The sequence below is a fragment of the Mesorhizobium sp. M7A.F.Ca.CA.001.04.2.1 genome, assembly GCF_003998485.1.
Classification (GTDB): Bacteria; Pseudomonadota; Alphaproteobacteria; order Rhizobiales; family Rhizobiaceae; genus Mesorhizobium; species Mesorhizobium ciceri.
The window spans coordinates 51,855-66,531 of sequence record NZ_RZQT01000005.1 but is presented as its reverse complement, the minus strand read 5'-3'; the positions used below and the strand labels follow the sequence as shown (position 1 = coordinate 66,531).

The 14,677-nt window shown below is 63.3% G+C and carries 12 protein-coding genes; 3 read left to right on the top strand and 9 right to left on the bottom strand.

The window, feature by feature from the left end; translation table 11 throughout:
* Positions 1-116: 116 nt before the first annotated feature.
* From EN955_RS03175 to EN955_RS03165, 3 genes are all read right to left on the bottom strand, one after another.
* Entirely contained in the window at positions 117-1,487 is a 1,371-nt protein-coding gene (locus tag EN955_RS03175) for a glutamine synthetase family protein (protein WP_024502759.1), read from the bottom strand.
* A gap of 87 nt (positions 1,488-1,574) precedes the next feature.
* Positions 1,575-3,131, bottom strand: coding sequence for an amino acid permease (locus tag EN955_RS03170; RefSeq protein WP_013529681.1), 1,557 nt, complete (start codon positions 3,129-3,131; stop codon positions 1,575-1,577).
* 44 nt (positions 3,132-3,175) lie between these two features.
* Positions 3,176-3,994 carry an N-formylglutamate amidohydrolase gene (locus EN955_RS03165; protein WP_024502760.1) on the bottom strand — a complete coding sequence of 273 codons (819 nt, stop codon included), beginning with the start codon at positions 3,992-3,994 and terminating at the stop codon, positions 3,176-3,178.
* A gap of 144 nt (positions 3,995-4,138) precedes the next feature.
* Between EN955_RS03165 and EN955_RS03160 the strand changes: the two genes are divergently transcribed.
* The 3 genes from EN955_RS03160 (at position 4,139) to EN955_RS03150 (ending at position 9,449) form a co-directional block, all read left to right on the top strand.
* A complete protein-coding gene (locus EN955_RS03160) occupies positions 4,139-4,966 on the top strand; it encodes a MurR/RpiR family transcriptional regulator (protein WP_024502761.1) in 828 nt (275 codons plus the stop codon).
* A 194-nt stretch (positions 4,967-5,160) separates the two neighbouring features.
* Complete coding sequence (locus tag EN955_RS03155; protein ID WP_024502762.1) at positions 5,161-6,321, top strand: efflux RND transporter periplasmic adaptor subunit; 1,161 nt, start codon at positions 5,161-5,163, stop codon at positions 6,319-6,321.
* A complete protein-coding gene (locus tag EN955_RS03150; RefSeq protein WP_024502763.1) occupies positions 6,318-9,449 on the top strand; it encodes an efflux RND transporter permease subunit in 3,132 nt (1,043 codons plus the stop codon). Before EN955_RS03155 ends, EN955_RS03150 begins: the two co-directional genes overlap by 4 nt.
* Before the next feature lie 64 nt (positions 9,450-9,513).
* On the opposite strand, the gene EN955_RS03145 is transcribed toward EN955_RS03150, so the two are convergent.
* From EN955_RS03145 to EN955_RS03120, 6 genes are all read right to left on the bottom strand, one after another.
* Positions 9,514-9,924 carry a GtrA family protein gene (locus EN955_RS03145; RefSeq protein ID WP_024502764.1) on the bottom strand — a complete coding sequence of 137 codons (411 nt, stop codon included), beginning with the start codon at positions 9,922-9,924 and terminating at the stop codon, positions 9,514-9,516.
* Positions 9,921-10,730, bottom strand: a complete 810-nt coding sequence (locus tag EN955_RS03140) for a ChbG/HpnK family deacetylase (protein ID WP_024502765.1) — start codon at positions 10,728-10,730, stop codon at positions 9,921-9,923. The genes EN955_RS03145 and EN955_RS03140 overlap by 4 nt, the downstream gene beginning before the upstream one ends.
* A complete protein-coding gene (locus EN955_RS03135; RefSeq protein WP_024502766.1) occupies positions 10,727-11,716 on the bottom strand; it encodes a glycosyltransferase family 2 protein in 990 nt (329 codons plus the stop codon). Before EN955_RS03135 ends, EN955_RS03140 begins: the two co-directional genes overlap by 4 nt.
* Positions 11,709-12,872 (bottom strand): glycosyltransferase 87 family protein, encoded by a 1,164-nt coding sequence (locus tag EN955_RS03130; protein ID WP_024502767.1) that lies wholly within the window; start codon positions 12,870-12,872, stop codon positions 11,709-11,711. Before EN955_RS03130 ends, EN955_RS03135 begins: the two co-directional genes overlap by 8 nt.
* Before the next feature lie 181 nt (positions 12,873-13,053).
* Entirely contained in the window at positions 13,054-13,596 is a 543-nt protein-coding gene (locus EN955_RS03125; protein WP_164752766.1) for a hypothetical protein, read from the bottom strand.
* A 6-nt stretch (positions 13,597-13,602) separates the two neighbouring features.
* The gene (locus EN955_RS03120) at positions 13,603-14,640 is read right to left on the bottom strand and encodes a zinc-binding dehydrogenase (protein ID WP_024502769.1); all 1,038 of its coding nucleotides are present in this window, start codon (positions 14,638-14,640) and stop codon (positions 13,603-13,605) included.
* Between the last annotated feature and the right edge of the window lie 37 nt (positions 14,641-14,677).

The window sequence follows — 14,677 nt, the reverse complement described above, 5'->3', positions numbered from 1 at the left end:
CTCGTATTCTACAACAAAATCGTATGGCCTGGCGCTGCCCCTCGTCTGCCTGCCGGCAGCCTCCCCCACGGGGAAAGGCTAAGAGTGAAGGGGTGGCGCCGACGAACCGCCGATACCTAATACCGCTCGAAACCTCTGTGCAGTTCCCAATCCGTAATCCGGCGGTCGTATTCGAACTGCTCCCACTTTGCGGTGTGGACATAGTGTTCGAGCACATCCTCGCCGAGCGCCTGCTTGAGCATCTTCGACTTCGCCAGCGTGTCGGTGGCATCGCGCAGCGTCTTCGGAATCTCCGGCAGGCGAGATGCCTGATAGGCATCGCCGACGAACGGCTTCTGCAATTCCAGCTTTTCGTCGATGCCGGCAAGGCCGGCGGCGATCAGGGCTGCGAAAGCAAGATACGGGTTGAGGTCGGCGCCACCGATGCGGCATTCCATGCGGATGCCCTTGGTGCCCTCGCCGCACAGGCGGAAGCCTGCGGTGCGGTTGTCTTCGCTCCACATGATCTTGGTCGGCGCGAAGGTGCCGGCCTGGAAGCGCTTGTAGGAGTTGATATAGGGCGCCAGGAACCAGGTGAATTCCTTGGCGTATTTGAGCTGGCCGGCAGCCCATTGCTGGCCGAGTGTCGACAGCGTCCAGTCGGCCTTTTTGTCGAAGAACAGCGGTGTCTTGCCGTCGGCGCTCCACAGCGAATTGTGGATGTGGCTGGAATTGCCGGCGAGCCCGTAATTATACTTGGACATGAACGAAATCGCCTTGCCCTCGGACTCGGCGATTTCCTTGGCGCCGTTCTTCAGGATGACGTGGCGGTCGGCCATGTCGAGCGCCTCGGCATAGCGCACATTGATCTCTTCCTGGCCCGGCCCCCACTCGCCCTTGGAATTCTCGATCGGAATGCCGGCCGCTTCCATTTCGTTGCGAAGCCGGCGCATGACGCCTTCTTCCTTGGTGGTGATGCCGATCTGGTAGTCGCCGATATAGGGCGATGCGGTGTCGAGACTTTGCCAGTGCTTCTTGCGGGCCGAATCGTAGGTCTCGTTGAACAGATAGAATTCGAGCTCGGATGCGAAATAGCCGATATAGCCGCGCTCGCTCAGCCGCTTGACCTGCTTCTTCAAGATGGCGCGCGGCGAATGCGGCAGGTCGTCATGCGTGTGGTGGTCGAGCACGTCGCAGATCACGAGCGCGGTCTTTTCCAGCCAGGGAATGCGCCGCAGCGTGGCGAGATCCGGCTTCATGACGAAATCGCCATAGCCCTTCGACCAGCTCGCCGCCTTGTAGCCCGGCACCGGCTCCATATCGATGTCGGCCGCCAGCAGATAGTTGCATCCATGCGTTTCGTCATGCGCGGAATCGACGAAGTACTGCGCCAGGAAGCGTTTTCCCGCCAGCCGTCCCTGCATGTCGACGATGCAGGCCAGCACGGTGTCGATCTCACCGCTGGAGACCGCTTTCTTCAACTGATCGAACGAGAAATTTCCGGCCATTCCTTTGGCACTCCAGCGCTTGGGCTTTGAATGAGTTGAACGAAACCATGGCCGGCACGATGCCGGCCATGGCCATGATGGTCGAGGTCAGTGGCCGGTTTCGCCGACTGCCTGTTCGGCCGCCTTGATGGCCGCCTGACGCGCCGCAATGATGTCGCCGAGCGGCGGCCCCTGGAAGCGGCGCTTCTCGAAGCCGAACCAGACGACTGCCGTCAGGATGAAGAAGCCGACGGTGATGTAGAGCGCCCAATCGTTCGGCGGCTGGATGCCGATGATGAAGATCAGGATCATTGAGACGATCGACAGGAAGGCGAACAGCATGAACACGCCGCGCCCCATGTTCCAGGGACCCATCTTGTCCCACTTCGGCGTGCCCCAGGCGAGCATGCCGAGCACGATCGGCACGGTGAAGGAGAGGAACAGGAAGATGACGGTGCAGGAAACCACGATGGTATAGGCCGAAGTGCCTGCGACCGAAACCAGCGTCGAACCCCAGACGAACAGCACCGACAGGATCGAAGCCGTCCAGATCGCCGCCACCGGCGTGCGGTAGGTCGGGCTGACCTTGGCGAGTGCCGCCGAACCCGGCAGGCCGCCGTCACGCGAGAAGGCGAAGATCATGCGCGAGGCAGACGTCACCGTGGCAAGGCCGCACAGCAGCTGTGCGACGAACACGACGAGGTAGACGAACTCCTTGATGCCGGGGCTTACGCGCTGGTCGAAGGCCCAGAAGAACACGTTCCAGCCCTGCTTGGCGGCATCGTCCATGTTCGGGATCATCAGCACGAAGGCGGCCAGGAACAGATAGCCGAAAACGGCCGACCAGATCACCGACATGACCATGGCGCGCGGCACGGAAGAAGCCGCCTTGATGGTTTCCTCCGAGGTGTGCGCGGAAGCGTCATAACCGGTGATCGTGTAGATCGGCAGCAACAGTCCGAGCGCGAACACCCAGGCATTCGAGACGGATGGCCACACGCCGGCGCCTGCGTCCCCGGAATAGTTCTTGAAGGTGAAGAGACGGCTGAAATCCCAGGTCTCAGCGGAAGCCAGGCAGACGATGGCGATCAGGATCGAGCCGAAGAAGATGAGATAGCCCGAGAAATCGGTCAGCTTCGCCGTCAGCTTGATGCCGAGATGGTTGATCAGCGCCTGCGCGCCGGTGATGATGATCAGAAAGATCATCTGGTTTGTCAGCGTGCCTTCGATTCCGAGCGTCGGGCCGAAAGCGCCGATGAAAAACGTCCAGGTGCCGACATTGATGGCGCCGAGCACGGTGATCAGGCCGAGCAGATTGAGCCATGCGGTGACCCAGCCGGTGCCGCGGTTGCCGAGGATCGAACCCCAGTGATAGAGGCCGCCGGCCGTCGGATAGGCCGAGCTGATCTGCGACATGGCGACCGCGAAGGTCAGCGAAACGAAGCAGCCGACCAGCCAGCCGATGCCGATGCCGATGCCGCCGGCGCCGGAGGTGGCCTGGGCCAGCGAATTGATGCCGCCCGACAGGATGCAGATGATGGAGAAGGAAACGGCGAAGTTCGAAAAGCGACTGAGGCGCCGCTCCAATTCCTGGGCATAGCCCATGCTGTGGAGGTGCTTTACGTCCTCCGCCTTGTCAACTTCAGTATAACCCGGTGCTGCCATTTTAGTGTCCCCTGTTGGTTTTCGGGTCGGGATGAGATCCCGCCCTAGCTAGCCGATTGAACTGACTTTCCGACTGAATGCGATCTGGTGTGTCCGGCCTCCTCTGGCTCCAGATCCGAAAAAATGCCCGTGAGCAGATCCGCCCATTTCCGCTGCCCGGTCTCGCCGGCGATTTCGTCATTGCGGATTTCGATCATCGCGCAGGGCAGTCCGCGCGAGCGCGCATGCCGTTCCAGCGTGAAATAGACGCGGTCATCAGGTGAATACGGCTCGTTGACCCCGACGGTGACACCGGAAAGCCGCTTCAGCGCCGATATCAGCGGCGCCGCCAGCCGGCGATCCTCGTCATGGATGATGCCGATATGCCAGGGCCGGTTGCGGCCCTTGTATACCGGCGTGAAGGAATGGACTGAAACCAGCCGCGTTTCCTGACCGTGTGACAGCCTGTGGCTGATGATATCCGCAATCGTATCGTGGAAAGGGCGCCACGAAAGCGCGACACGCGCGGCACGCTCACTTTCCGACAGGCCGGCATTGCCCGGTATGGCCGTTGTCTCACTGACCGGCGGCACCAGGTCGGGCGCGTCAAGCGGCCGGTTGCAGTCGATGACAAGGCGCGAAATGCGGGTTTCGACCAGCGTCGCGTCGAGCGCCTGCGCCATGCGGCGGGCAACCGGCAGCGCGCCGGGATCCCAGGCGATGTGGCGCGACAGGTCCTCGACAGCAAGGCCGAGCGTGCCGAATTCGGCGGGCAGGAAGTTCGAGGCGTGATCGCAGGTCAGCACGAAAGGGCTTGATCCGCCGGGGTTCGTCACCCTTACGGTATCAGACGATGCAAGGCTGGCGGGCCGTGCTTTCTCCATACTCTGCCGTCCCCGGGGAGCGCTGTATCGTATGTTACGTATTTTGCCTCATTGCGTCCCTGTGGATGATTTCATACAGTTTGTCCGGCTTTGTCAAATGCGATTTCGGAAAAGACCATCGACCGAGCCAGGGGTGGGGAAAAGATGATTTCCAACATTGCCGAACTGATCGCCGACCGCATCGGCACGATGCCGGCCAGCGAACGGCGCGCGGCCCAGACACTGATTGCCTTCTACCCGATGATCGGCTTGAAAACGGTCGCTGAATTCTCGGCCGCAGCCGGCGTTTCCTCGCCGACGATCCTGCGTTTCGTCGCCCGGTTGGGCTTTCAGAACTATCCGGAATTCCAGTCGAGCCTGCAGGACGAACTGGCGGCGCAACTGCAATCGCCGGCGACAAGGACGCTCAATCCGCCCTCGCCCGGCGGCGGGACCGTGTCGCCGATGCTGGAAGCGACGCTCGACAATATGCGCGAGACATTCAGGCACCTGTCCGACAAGCAGCTTGCCGATATCGCCGCCCGGCTGGCGGACCGGCGCGGCAAGACCTTCCTGATCGGCGGCCGCTTCACCGATCCGCTGGCGCGCTACATGGCCGCCCACCTCGCCATCATCCAGCCGGATGTCTTTCACCTCGCCGGGCAGGAAAGCATGTGGCGTGACCGGCTGATCGACATGGGCAAGCGCGACGTGCTGGTCATCTTCGACATCAGGCGCTACCAGGACAGCCTCCTCCGCTTCGCCGAGAAGGCGCATCAGCGTGGCGTGCAGATCGTGCTGTTCACCGACCAGTGGCTGTCGCCGATCGCCCGCCTTGCTCGCCATGTCATCGCCGGACGAACTGCGGTGCCGTCGGCATGGGATTCATCGGCGGCCCTTTTCGTCGTCGCCGAAACGCTGATCGTTGCCGTCACCAGGCAACTGGAAGCAGAAGGCGCCAAACGCATTCGCGAGATGGAAAGTCTGCGTTAGTGCATATGCGATGATCCGAAGCGTTACGCATATTTTCTCAAACGTTACATATATTTAATGTGCGCAGCACCCGGAGAATTGTCATAAAGACGCGATATCGAGACGGCTTCTTTGCCTTACAATAGCCTCGCTGCGTCTGCTTCATTTCCGGGAAACCGGTAGACGGAAGGATTGTTTTACCAACCGGAGTGCTGATGGCCGCCTGGAAACAGATACTTTTTGCACTCATGGTGCTGGTGGTGGCGGCAGCCGCCTGGCTGCGCTTTTATCCCGGCGCACCGGACGTGCTGGCACGTTGGGGCATCGACTGGGCTTACGCGGCAACGCCCCCGGCTGAAACCGGTGCCGCCAACGCGAGGCAGGCAAACGGCCGCAACGGCAATCAGCGGGTGAACGTGGTCGCCTTGGCGGCCACTTCGGCTGTTATCAACGACCGCCTACAGGCGATCGGCACCGGCCGTGCCAACGCCTCGGTGACCGTCAATCCTTACAGCTCCGGCCGCCTCGCCGAACTGCTGGTCGAGTCCGGCAGCCATGTCGAAAAGGGACAGATCCTCGCCACCCTCGATTCCGAGACCGAAGTGATCTCTCAGGACCGTGCCAAGCTCGCCTTGCAGGACGCTCAGTCCAAGCTCGACCGCGTCAAGTCGCTGCGTGCCTCCAATGCCGCGACCCCGGTAGCCGTGGCTGACGCCGAGGTGGTGCTGGCGGGCGCCAAGCTGGCGCTTCAGGACACGGAACTTGCACTGCAGCGCCGGTCGATCCTGGCGCCGATCGCCGGCACCGTCGGCATCCTGCCGATCTCGGCCGGCAATTACGTCACCAACCAGTCGGCTATCGCCACGCTCGACGACCGGTCCTCGATCCTGGTCGATTTCCTGGTGCCCGAGCGCTTCGCCGCCGCCGTCAAGGTCGGTGCGCAATTGACGGCGACGCCGATCGCCAATCCCAGCAACGCCTATAGCGGCACCGTTTCGGCCATCGACAACCACATCGATGAAAAGAGCCGCACCCTGCTGGTCAAGGCCAAGATCGCCAACCCGGCCGATTCGCTGCGCGCCGGCATGTCGTTCGGCATCACCATGAAATTTCCGGGGCAAACCTATCCGGCCGTCAGCCCGCTGGCGATCCTGTGGGGGTCGGACGGCGCCTATGTCTGGCAGATCGAGGATGGCAAGGCCAGGCGGGTCCCGGTGCGCATCATCCAGCGCAACACCGAGACCGTGCTGATCGACGCCGAGATCGACAATGGCGACATGGTGGTCACAGAAGGCACCCAGAGCGTCAGCGAGGGCGGCGCGGTTCGCCTTGCCGGCGAAGAGCAGCGCGCCGCGGACGCCGCCGCAGGCTCATGACCGGAACCATCAACACCGCCAGCGAGACCGGCTTCACCGCCCTGTTCATCCGCAGGCCGGTCATGGCCTTCGTGCTCAACACACTGATTGCGGTCGCCGGCCTGGCCGCTTTCTACGGCGTCGAGATCCGCGAACTGCCTGATGTCGACCGCGCGGTCGTCACTGTTTCCACCACCTTCGAGGGCGCGGCGGCCGAGACCGTCGACCGCGAACTGACCGACACGATCGAGGGCGCCGTCGCCCGCGTCTCAGGCGTCAAGTCGATCTCGTCGTCTTCCTCGTTCGGCTCGAGCCGCGTCACCATCGAGTTCAACGACGGCGTCGATCTGAATGTCGCCGCCTCGGACGTGCGTGATGCTGTCGGCCGCGTCGCCAATCAGATGCCCGACGCCGCCGATCCGCCGCGCATCGTCAAGGCCGACGCCAATTCCGACGCGGTGATGCGACTGGCGGTGACCTCGGACAACATGTCGATCCAGGACATGACCGTGGTGGTCCAGGACCAGATCGAGGACGAGCTTGCCGCCGTGCCCGGCGTTGCCGACGTCCAGGTCTATGGCGACCGCGACAAGATCTTTCGCATCGATGTCGACCAGAACAAGCTGGCCAGCCTCGGCTTCACGGTTGCCGATCTCAGGGCCGCCCTTGCCTCGGTCGCTTTCGATTCCCCTGCCGGTTCGATCACCACGACCAACCAGGACCTGATCGTCCGCACGACTGCCGACGTGACCACGCCGGAAGAGTTCGAAAACATCATTGTCGGCGGCACGACGCGCATCCGCGACGTCGCCACCGTCACGCTCGGTCCCGACGTCGGCCAGACCACGCTGCGCTCGGACGGCAAGACCGGCATCGGCATCGGCATCATCCGCCAGGCGGAATCGAACACGCTGGACATCTCGACCGGTGTCCAGGCCGCCGTCGCCAAGCTGCAGGAAAACCTGCCCAAGGGCATGTCGATCAAGATCACCAGCGACGACGCCGTCTTCGTCAAGGGCGCGGTGCACGAGGTCGAGATCGCACTCGGCCTGTCCGTGACTATGGTGCTGATCGTCATCTATGTGTTTCTCCTCGACTGGCGCGCGACGCTGATCCCCGGCCTGTCGATGCCGGTCGCCATGATCGGCACCATCGCTGCCATCTATCTGGCCGGCTTCTCGGTCAACATCCTGACCCTGCTCGCTCTGGTGCTGGCGACGGGACTGGTCGTCGACGACGCCATCGTCGTGCTCGAAAACATCGTGCGACGACGCAATGAAGGCATGGGGCCCCGCGCCGCCGCCGTGCTTGGCGCGCAGGAAGTGTTTTTCGCCGTCATTGCCACCACCTTGACGCTGGTCGCCGTCTTCGTGCCGATTTCGTTCCTGCCCGGCCAGACCGGCGGCCTGTTCCGCGAATTCGGCTTCGTGCTTGCCATGTCGGTGCTATTGTCCTGCGTTGTGGCGCTGACGCTGTGCCCGATGCTCGCCTCGCGCATGCTGACCAGCGCATCGCTCCACCACGAAGGGGGCCATGGCATCGGCGCCCGCATCGGCGGCGCGCTCAGTACGGCCTACAAGCGCGGCCTACACGCCTGCCTCGACGCGCCATGGATCGTGCTTCTGGTCGCGGTGCTGTTTGCCGGCACCGCCTTCACGCTGTTCGGCACCATCCGCCAGGAGCTGACGCCGACCGAGGACCGCGCCGCCGTGCTTCTGCGCATCAGCGCCCCGCAAGGCGTCAGCCTCGACTATACGACGCAGCAGATGCAGAAGATCGAGAGACTGATCCAGCCGATGCGCGATTCCGGCGAGATCCGCTCGACCTTCGAGAATGCCGGCCAGAACGGCTCCTACAATTCCGGCTTCATGGTGATGACGTTGGCGCCGTGGAACGAGCGCAGCCGCAGCCAGCAGGAGATCATGGCCGAGATCAGCCAGTTGACCAGGCAGGTGCCGAGCGTGCGCATCTTCCCGGTACAGCCCAACAGCCTCGGCATCCGTGGCGCCGGCAACGGCCTGCAGTTCGCGCTGGTCGGCAACGACCGCAAGGCGCTCGGCGACGCAGCCGTGAAGATCATCGCCGAGATGCAGAAGGACGCGCGCTTCCAGACACCGCGCCTGTCGATCGACCCGACGCAACCGCAGCTCGCCGTGGCCATCGACCGCGAGCGCGCCTCCGACCTCGGCATCGACATATCGGGACTGGCCAACACCTTGCAGGCCATGCTCGACGGCAACGATGTCGTCGACGTCTATATCGCCGACCGCAGCTACGGCGTGAAGCTGGTCTCGACCACCAATCCGATCAACGATCCGACCGATCTGGAAAACATCTTCCTGAAGACGGCAGACGGCCGTTTCGTGCCGATGTCGACCATCGCCACCCTGACCGAGCGTGCCGTACCGCCATCACTGTCGCGCGAACAGCAGCAGCCCTCGGTGGCCATCACCTCCAACCTCAGTGGCGACTTCGCACTTGGCGACGCGCTCACCCGCGCCGAGGAGATCGCCACGCCGCTGCTGCCTGCGGGCAGCCGCATCCTGCCTCTGGCCGAGGCGGCGACGCTGGGCGAGACCAACAGCGCCATGGTCACCATTTTCGGCTTCGCGCTGGTCATCATCCTTTTGGTGCTGGCCGCCCAGTTCGAAAGTTTCGTCAGTGCCGTCATCATCATGGCGACGGTGCCGCTCGGACTGGCCTGCGCGATTTTCGCGCTTCTGCTCTCGGGCACCAGTCTCAACGCCTACAGCCAGATCGGCCTGGTGCTTTTGGTTGGCGTCATGGCCAAGAACGGCATCCTGATCGTCGAATTCGCCAACCAGCTGCGCGATCGCGGGCTTGGCGTGCGCGAAGCGATCGAGCAGGCCTCGATCATCCGCGTGCGGCCGGTGATGATGACGATGATCTGCACCGTGCTCGGCGGCTTGCCGCTGGTGCTGGCGAGCGGCGCCGGTGCCGAGGCGCGCGTCGCGCTCGGCTGGGTCATCGTCGGCGGCCTGGGGCTGGCCACCGTCTCGACGCTGTTCCTGACGCCGGTCGCCTATCTCTTGCTTGGCCGCTTCGTCACGCCGAAGACCCATGAGGAAGCGCGACTGAAGCGCGAGTTGGAGGAAGCCGCCTACACCAATGTGGAACCGGCGGAGTAAAGAAATCCAGGGAAAAGTGTGTAGCGGTTTTCCGTCCGGAATTTCGTAAGAAAAATAGTTCCGCCTATCTCAAGAACCGGCCTTCGATCGACCAGCGCGCGGCGAGGAAATTCAGCACCGCCGCCACTACGACACCGGCGATCTTTGCCGGCCACACTCCGGCGATGCCGGCAAACAGCGCGATGGAGAGGCTGGAGAAGCCGAGCGAAATCAGCCCTCCAAGCGAGGCGAAGCGAAGGAATGCGTCACGCAGTCGGATGGCTCGATTGCGCTCGAACGACCAGAAGCCGTTCGCCGCGAAGGAAAAGGTGACGGCGATGAACCAGGCAGCAACGTTGGCCGGCAGCGGCGAAGCACCGAGCTTGAGCAGCAGGAAGAAGCTGGCAAGGTCGATGGCTGTGTTGGCCAGTCCGACAATGGCAAAGCGGACGATCTTGTTGCCGGTCGAACGCGGGGGCCGCTCGGCGTCGTTCATCCCCTGCCATCCATGATTGCGACATTGGCGCGGGCCAGGCTGGCTCCGAACGCGTCCGATGCCAGGGCCGCGAATTCGACCTCGCGCACAGCTTGCATCGTGTCGCGCGCGCGCAGCGTCTCGTCGACATGGCCGGGATGGCACATGAACAGCCCTTGTTCCGGCAACCCTTCGACGGCGGCCTGCAGAACCGCAGTGAATTTTTCGGGCTGCCGCCAGTCATAGATGCCGGCGAGCGGCTGGAAAACGATGAAGCCGGCGCGCTGCATCGAACGGTTGAACCCGGCAGCGAGCGCGGCAATCGCGGCGACCTTCGACCCTGCGGCCAGCGCCGGGCCGCCGCGTAGGGCCGGCCTGTCGGCGCCTTCTGGAAACCGCGCGCGCAGCCATGTGCGCACGACGGGAAGGAAATGCACATGCTGATGCCCGTCGACGAAATCGGGGCGGCGGCCAAGCGCCTCGACGAAGCGGCTGTACTGGGCGTCAAGCTCGGCATGAACATGGCGCTCGTCGATGCGGCCGCGCAGAACAGGCAAGGCCAGTGCGCGGAGCGGTGGCAGCCGGCCTTCCGGCGCCAGGCTCGACCGGCCGGTAATGGTCAACTGGTCGGTCAAGGTGAGATGCAGCCCGACCGCGGCCCGGCCGCACAGCGGTTTTATGCGCTCTGCCTCCGCTTCCCATTCCGGAAAGCCGGTCATGCAGCTGGTGCCGGTCAGGCGGCCGCGATCGAGCAGGTCGAGAATCGCGGCGGAAACGCCGGGCGCCAGGCCGTAATCGTCGGCGATCAGGCGGATGCGCCGCGTCATCTGTTCGAAGTGCCCGGCTCCGGTCGATCGGCGGGGGCCACGCTGCGCACGATGTCGCGCACGAGATAGACCGGGCGATCCTTGCTCTCGCTGAGCGTGACCCAGACGTATTCGCCGATCAGGCCAAGCAAGGTCAGGTTGAGGCCGCCGAGCAGGACGACGGCAACCAGCAGGCTGGGGTAGCCCGGAACGGCAATGCCGTAGAAGATCACCTCGAAGAGCACCTTGGCGCCATAGAGCGCACCGGCCAACGCCGCGAGCAGCCCACTGAGGCTGATGAGACGCAAGGGAATGACGGAAAAGGAAGTAAAACCTTCGAGCGAGAAGGCGATCAGGTTGAGCCGGCTCCATTTCGACGTGCCGCTGGCGCGGCCTTCCGGCGAATAGGGCAACGCCTTCTGGCGAAAGCCGGCCCAGGCAAACAGGCCCTTGTTGAAGCGCCGCTTGTCGCGCAGGCTGGTCAGCGCACGCGCCACGGCGCCGCGCATGACGCGAAAGTCGCCGGCATTTTCGGGAATATCGAAACGCTGGCTCGAGTTGATCAGGCTGTAGAAAAGCCGTGCAAGCTGGCTGCGCCGCCAGCTCGCCTCGCGGCGGTCGTTCTGCGCATAGACGACGTCGATGTCCGGATGGTCCACCAGCTCGGCGATCAGCTTCAGGCTGATGTCCAGGGAATGCTGGAGGTCGGCGTCCATGATCAGCACCATGTCGCCGCGCGACTGGTCGAGGCCGGCGAGCACCGCGACTTCCTTGCCGAAATTGCGGCTGAGGCGCACGATCTCCCACGACCCCGTCAGCGCTTGCGAAAACCGCACGGCGCCATCGTCACGACTGCCGTCATCGACGAGGATCTTGTGTACGGTCATGCCGAAGCGTTGTGCCACGGCCACTTCGAGCTCGCCCAGCAGGCGCGCGAAGGCCGATGCCGATGCCGCCTCGTTGAAGAACGGTGCGACGATATCGAGGCTCGGCCGCAACTCAACCATTGGCGACTCCCGCATTCACCACCTTTTCCCGTGCCTTGGCCCAGAACCACCAGATCAGCGAACCGGCGATGAAAGTGACGGCGACCGGCCGGAACCAGGGGAAGAGGAAATCGTGCACATGGCGCTCGACGCCGCTCAACCCGGTCACGAACAGCGTCGTCGACAGCACTGAGGCAAGGACGCCGCCCCGTTCTTCACGCCACAACAGGGCGATGGCAAGACCGGCTGGTACCGCGATCATGGCAAAGGTGTTTGGCTCGACGCGCGGGTTGAAGACGCACATGTAGAAAGTGGCTGTCAGGAAGATCGCCAGCGCCGCCTTTCCCTGTTCGAGCCTGCGGTCGAACCAGATGACGGCAGAAAGCGTAAACAGGGCCATGACCATGCGCACGATCGTTGCGCCGAATTCCGGTATTGGCAGTCCTATCGTGGTGAACGGTGCCGTGAAATCGGTGGGCACGAAATGGCTGGTGTTATCGACGGCCATGGAGGTCAGCATCTGGGCGAAGACACGATACTGATCGTTGAGATAGCCGGCGGGAGCAAAAGCGTAAGGCAGTGCCAGCACGAACAGCAGCGCCAGCACCAGCACCGGTATCAACCGGAGCCGAAGGGCTCCTACCAACAACAGCATTATGATCGCGGTCGGCTTGGCGATGATGGCAAGCGAAGCCCAGAAGAACGTCTCCGCCCGCCGCCCTTCCAGCGCCGACAGGGTGAGAAGCCAGCAAGCGCCGGTCAAAAGGATCGTCGCCTGGCCGTTGCGGATCGCCCCCACCGCCATCGGCAAAGCGAGGAAAAGACCGAAAGAAAGCAGCCATGTCAGTTCGCCGCCGCCGAGCTTGCGCACCTGCCGCATCGCGGCGTAGGTCAGCACCGCAAAGCCAATGGAATGCCAAACCAAGCCGCCCAGATGCGGACCGAGCTTGACTATTGGAGCGTAGAGCGCGGCAAAGGCCGGCGCGTAGAGATACCCCATCTCGGACTGGGTGTCGTAGAGCGGCAGACCGGCCTGAAGCGCCTCGCTGCCGTCGATATAGGCCTGCCATACCGTCCGCGTGTGCGGCGACCACAGGACCAGGGCAAGAACGACCAGGAACGCTCCGATCCACAGGCCAAACCCCAAACGGTCGAAAACCGGCTTGGAAATCGTCATCAAGGCGCTCCACACAATCCCGGAACTGGATCAGTCCAGCCTGTCCCGGCATTCGATGGCGGCGGCATATCACGGACGAAGTGGCGTGGCATAGGGGGCTGACGAACGTCAGGGCCGCACCTCCTTCGCCTCGAATATGCGTTCCCACCTTCATGGCTGCCGTCCGAGGCTGGCGACCTGACTAATCGCCAGTGAATTCGGGCAAACGAAAATAGGGGTTGCGCGGATCAAAGGGATATTTCGGCTCGCCCTTACCAGCAAGAACAGCCCCCGGGATCAGCACGCCTTTCGACCCGAACTGATAGTCGATGCCGGCACAGAGGTGAGCGAGATCCTGGTAGTTGAAACTGCGCAACGCACTACCACCTTCAAATGCAGCTGTTTTGAGTTGCTCAGGCGTGAGCGGCCCGATCATCCTGTCGCGATAGGCTTTGATCTTGGCCTTGTTGAGTCTGGAGGCCTGACATTCGGCGCCGACGACCCGCGCCAGCATGATATTCCTGACCGCGGTCCCGGCAGGATCATCCAGCGGGGCCGAATATTTCTTGAGAAAGTAATTCGTACTGGGATCGTTCGTCATCGCCTTGCGCCAAAACGGCGGGAACTTTTCGGCAGCCTGTGCACCAATGGTACTGGCCATCGACATGAGGACAATCGGGACAAACCACCATTTTCTCACAAGCAGCCCCTTTTTTGCAGTAACTGGACTTCGCTCGCCAGCCATTTTCGTTCAAGGCCGGATGAACACCTTGCCGTTGGGCTTGGCCAGTTCGGCTGGCAGCCGCGCCATCGCCTCGGCGAGCGGCACTACCGCCGTCACGTCGGTCGACCAGCGCCCATCGGAAAAACGCTTCTGCGCTTCCAGGATCGCCGGGCCGCGGCGATCGCGGAACTGGCGCATCCACTCGCTCAGCCAAAACCCTTCGATATGCTTGTGCTGGAAGATCAGTTGGCCGGGCTCGCGGATAACGGTGGCTTCGGGATCGAGCCGCCCATAGATGATCCAGCGCGACCGCTTCGGCATGACGTTGAAGATGGCGGAGGCAAGCGGCCCGGTTACCGCGTCAAGGAAGATGCGCGGCTGTTCGGCCTTCATCACCTCGCGCAGCGCCGCCTTGAAATCCGGCGCCCTTTCATTGAGCACGTGCGCCGCGCCAAGCGCATTCAGAGCCGCGATCTGGTCGTCACGGCGCACGGTGACGATCGGCCGGAAACCCTCTTCGCTGGCCAGGCCGATGATCAGCTTGCAGAGCTGGCTGGCGCCGGCGGTCATGACGAAGGCCTTCTCGCCTTCCTCCTTGACGATGTCGAACATGGCGAGCGCCGTGAGCGGGTTGACGATCATCGCCGCACCGTCCTCGTCGCGAACGGTGTCGAGCAGCGGGATGCAGGCAGCCGCCTCGGCGACGGCATAGTCGGCCCACGAGCCCCAGTTGGTGACGCCGGTGGCAAAAGCCACGCGCTTGCCGATCAGGCTTTTGGGATAGGGCTCGTCCCCGCTAGCGACGACAATGCCGACACCCTCGAAGCCGGCCGGCTGGCCCTTGGCACGCGGCTGGCCGTACTGGCCCTTGACGAAGGCGACATCGGACGGATTGATCGAGGCGAGGCTGACCTTGATCAGCACCTGGCTGGGGCCCGGTGTCGGCACCGCGATGCTGCCCGGCTCGAGATAGGGCTCCATCGCCTCCAGCACACTGCCGCTCGGTGTCCTGGTGTAGCCATCGCCGACAAGCAGCAGCGCCTTCATTTCGGATGGGACGGTCATCGGAACACTCCTCGCTCGAGCCTCGGGTCGCGCCCGC

Bases quoted from the DNA above. Each gene is read 5' to 3' on its own strand.
- EN955_RS03120 (WP_024502769.1), bottom strand. From the start codon at position 14,640: ATGACCGTCCCATCCGAAATGAAGGCGCTGCTGCTTGTCGGCGATGGC.
- EN955_RS03165 (WP_024502760.1), bottom strand. From the start codon at position 3,994: ATGGAGAAAGCACGGCCCGCCAGCCTTGCATCGTCTGATACCGTAAGG.
- EN955_RS03160 (WP_024502761.1), top strand. From the start codon at position 4,139: ATGATTTCCAACATTGCCGAACTGATCGCCGACCGCATCGGCACGATG.
- EN955_RS03140 (WP_024502765.1), bottom strand. From the start codon at position 10,730: ATGACGCGGCGCATCCGCCTGATCGCCGACGATTACGGCCTGGCGCCC.
- EN955_RS03155 (WP_024502762.1), top strand. From the start codon at position 5,161: ATGGCCGCCTGGAAACAGATACTTTTTGCACTCATGGTGCTGGTGGTG.
- EN955_RS03150 (WP_024502763.1), top strand. From the start codon at position 6,318: ATGACCGGAACCATCAACACCGCCAGCGAGACCGGCTTCACCGCCCTG.
- EN955_RS03175 (WP_024502759.1), bottom strand. From the start codon at position 1,487: ATGGCCGGAAATTTCTCGTTCGATCAGTTGAAGAAAGCGGTCTCCAGC.
- EN955_RS03170 (WP_013529681.1), bottom strand. From the start codon at position 3,131: ATGGCAGCACCGGGTTATACTGAAGTTGACAAGGCGGAGGACGTAAAG.
- EN955_RS03125 (WP_164752766.1), bottom strand. From the start codon at position 13,596: ATGGCTGGCGAGCGAAGTCCAGTTACTGCAAAAAAGGGGCTGCTTGTG.
- EN955_RS03130 (WP_024502767.1), bottom strand. From the start codon at position 12,872: ATGACGATTTCCAAGCCGGTTTTCGACCGTTTGGGGTTTGGCCTGTGG.
- EN955_RS03145 (WP_024502764.1), bottom strand. From the start codon at position 9,924: ATGAACGACGCCGAGCGGCCCCCGCGTTCGACCGGCAACAAGATCGTC.
- EN955_RS03135 (WP_024502766.1), bottom strand. From the start codon at position 11,716: ATGGTTGAGTTGCGGCCGAGCCTCGATATCGTCGCACCGTTCTTCAAC.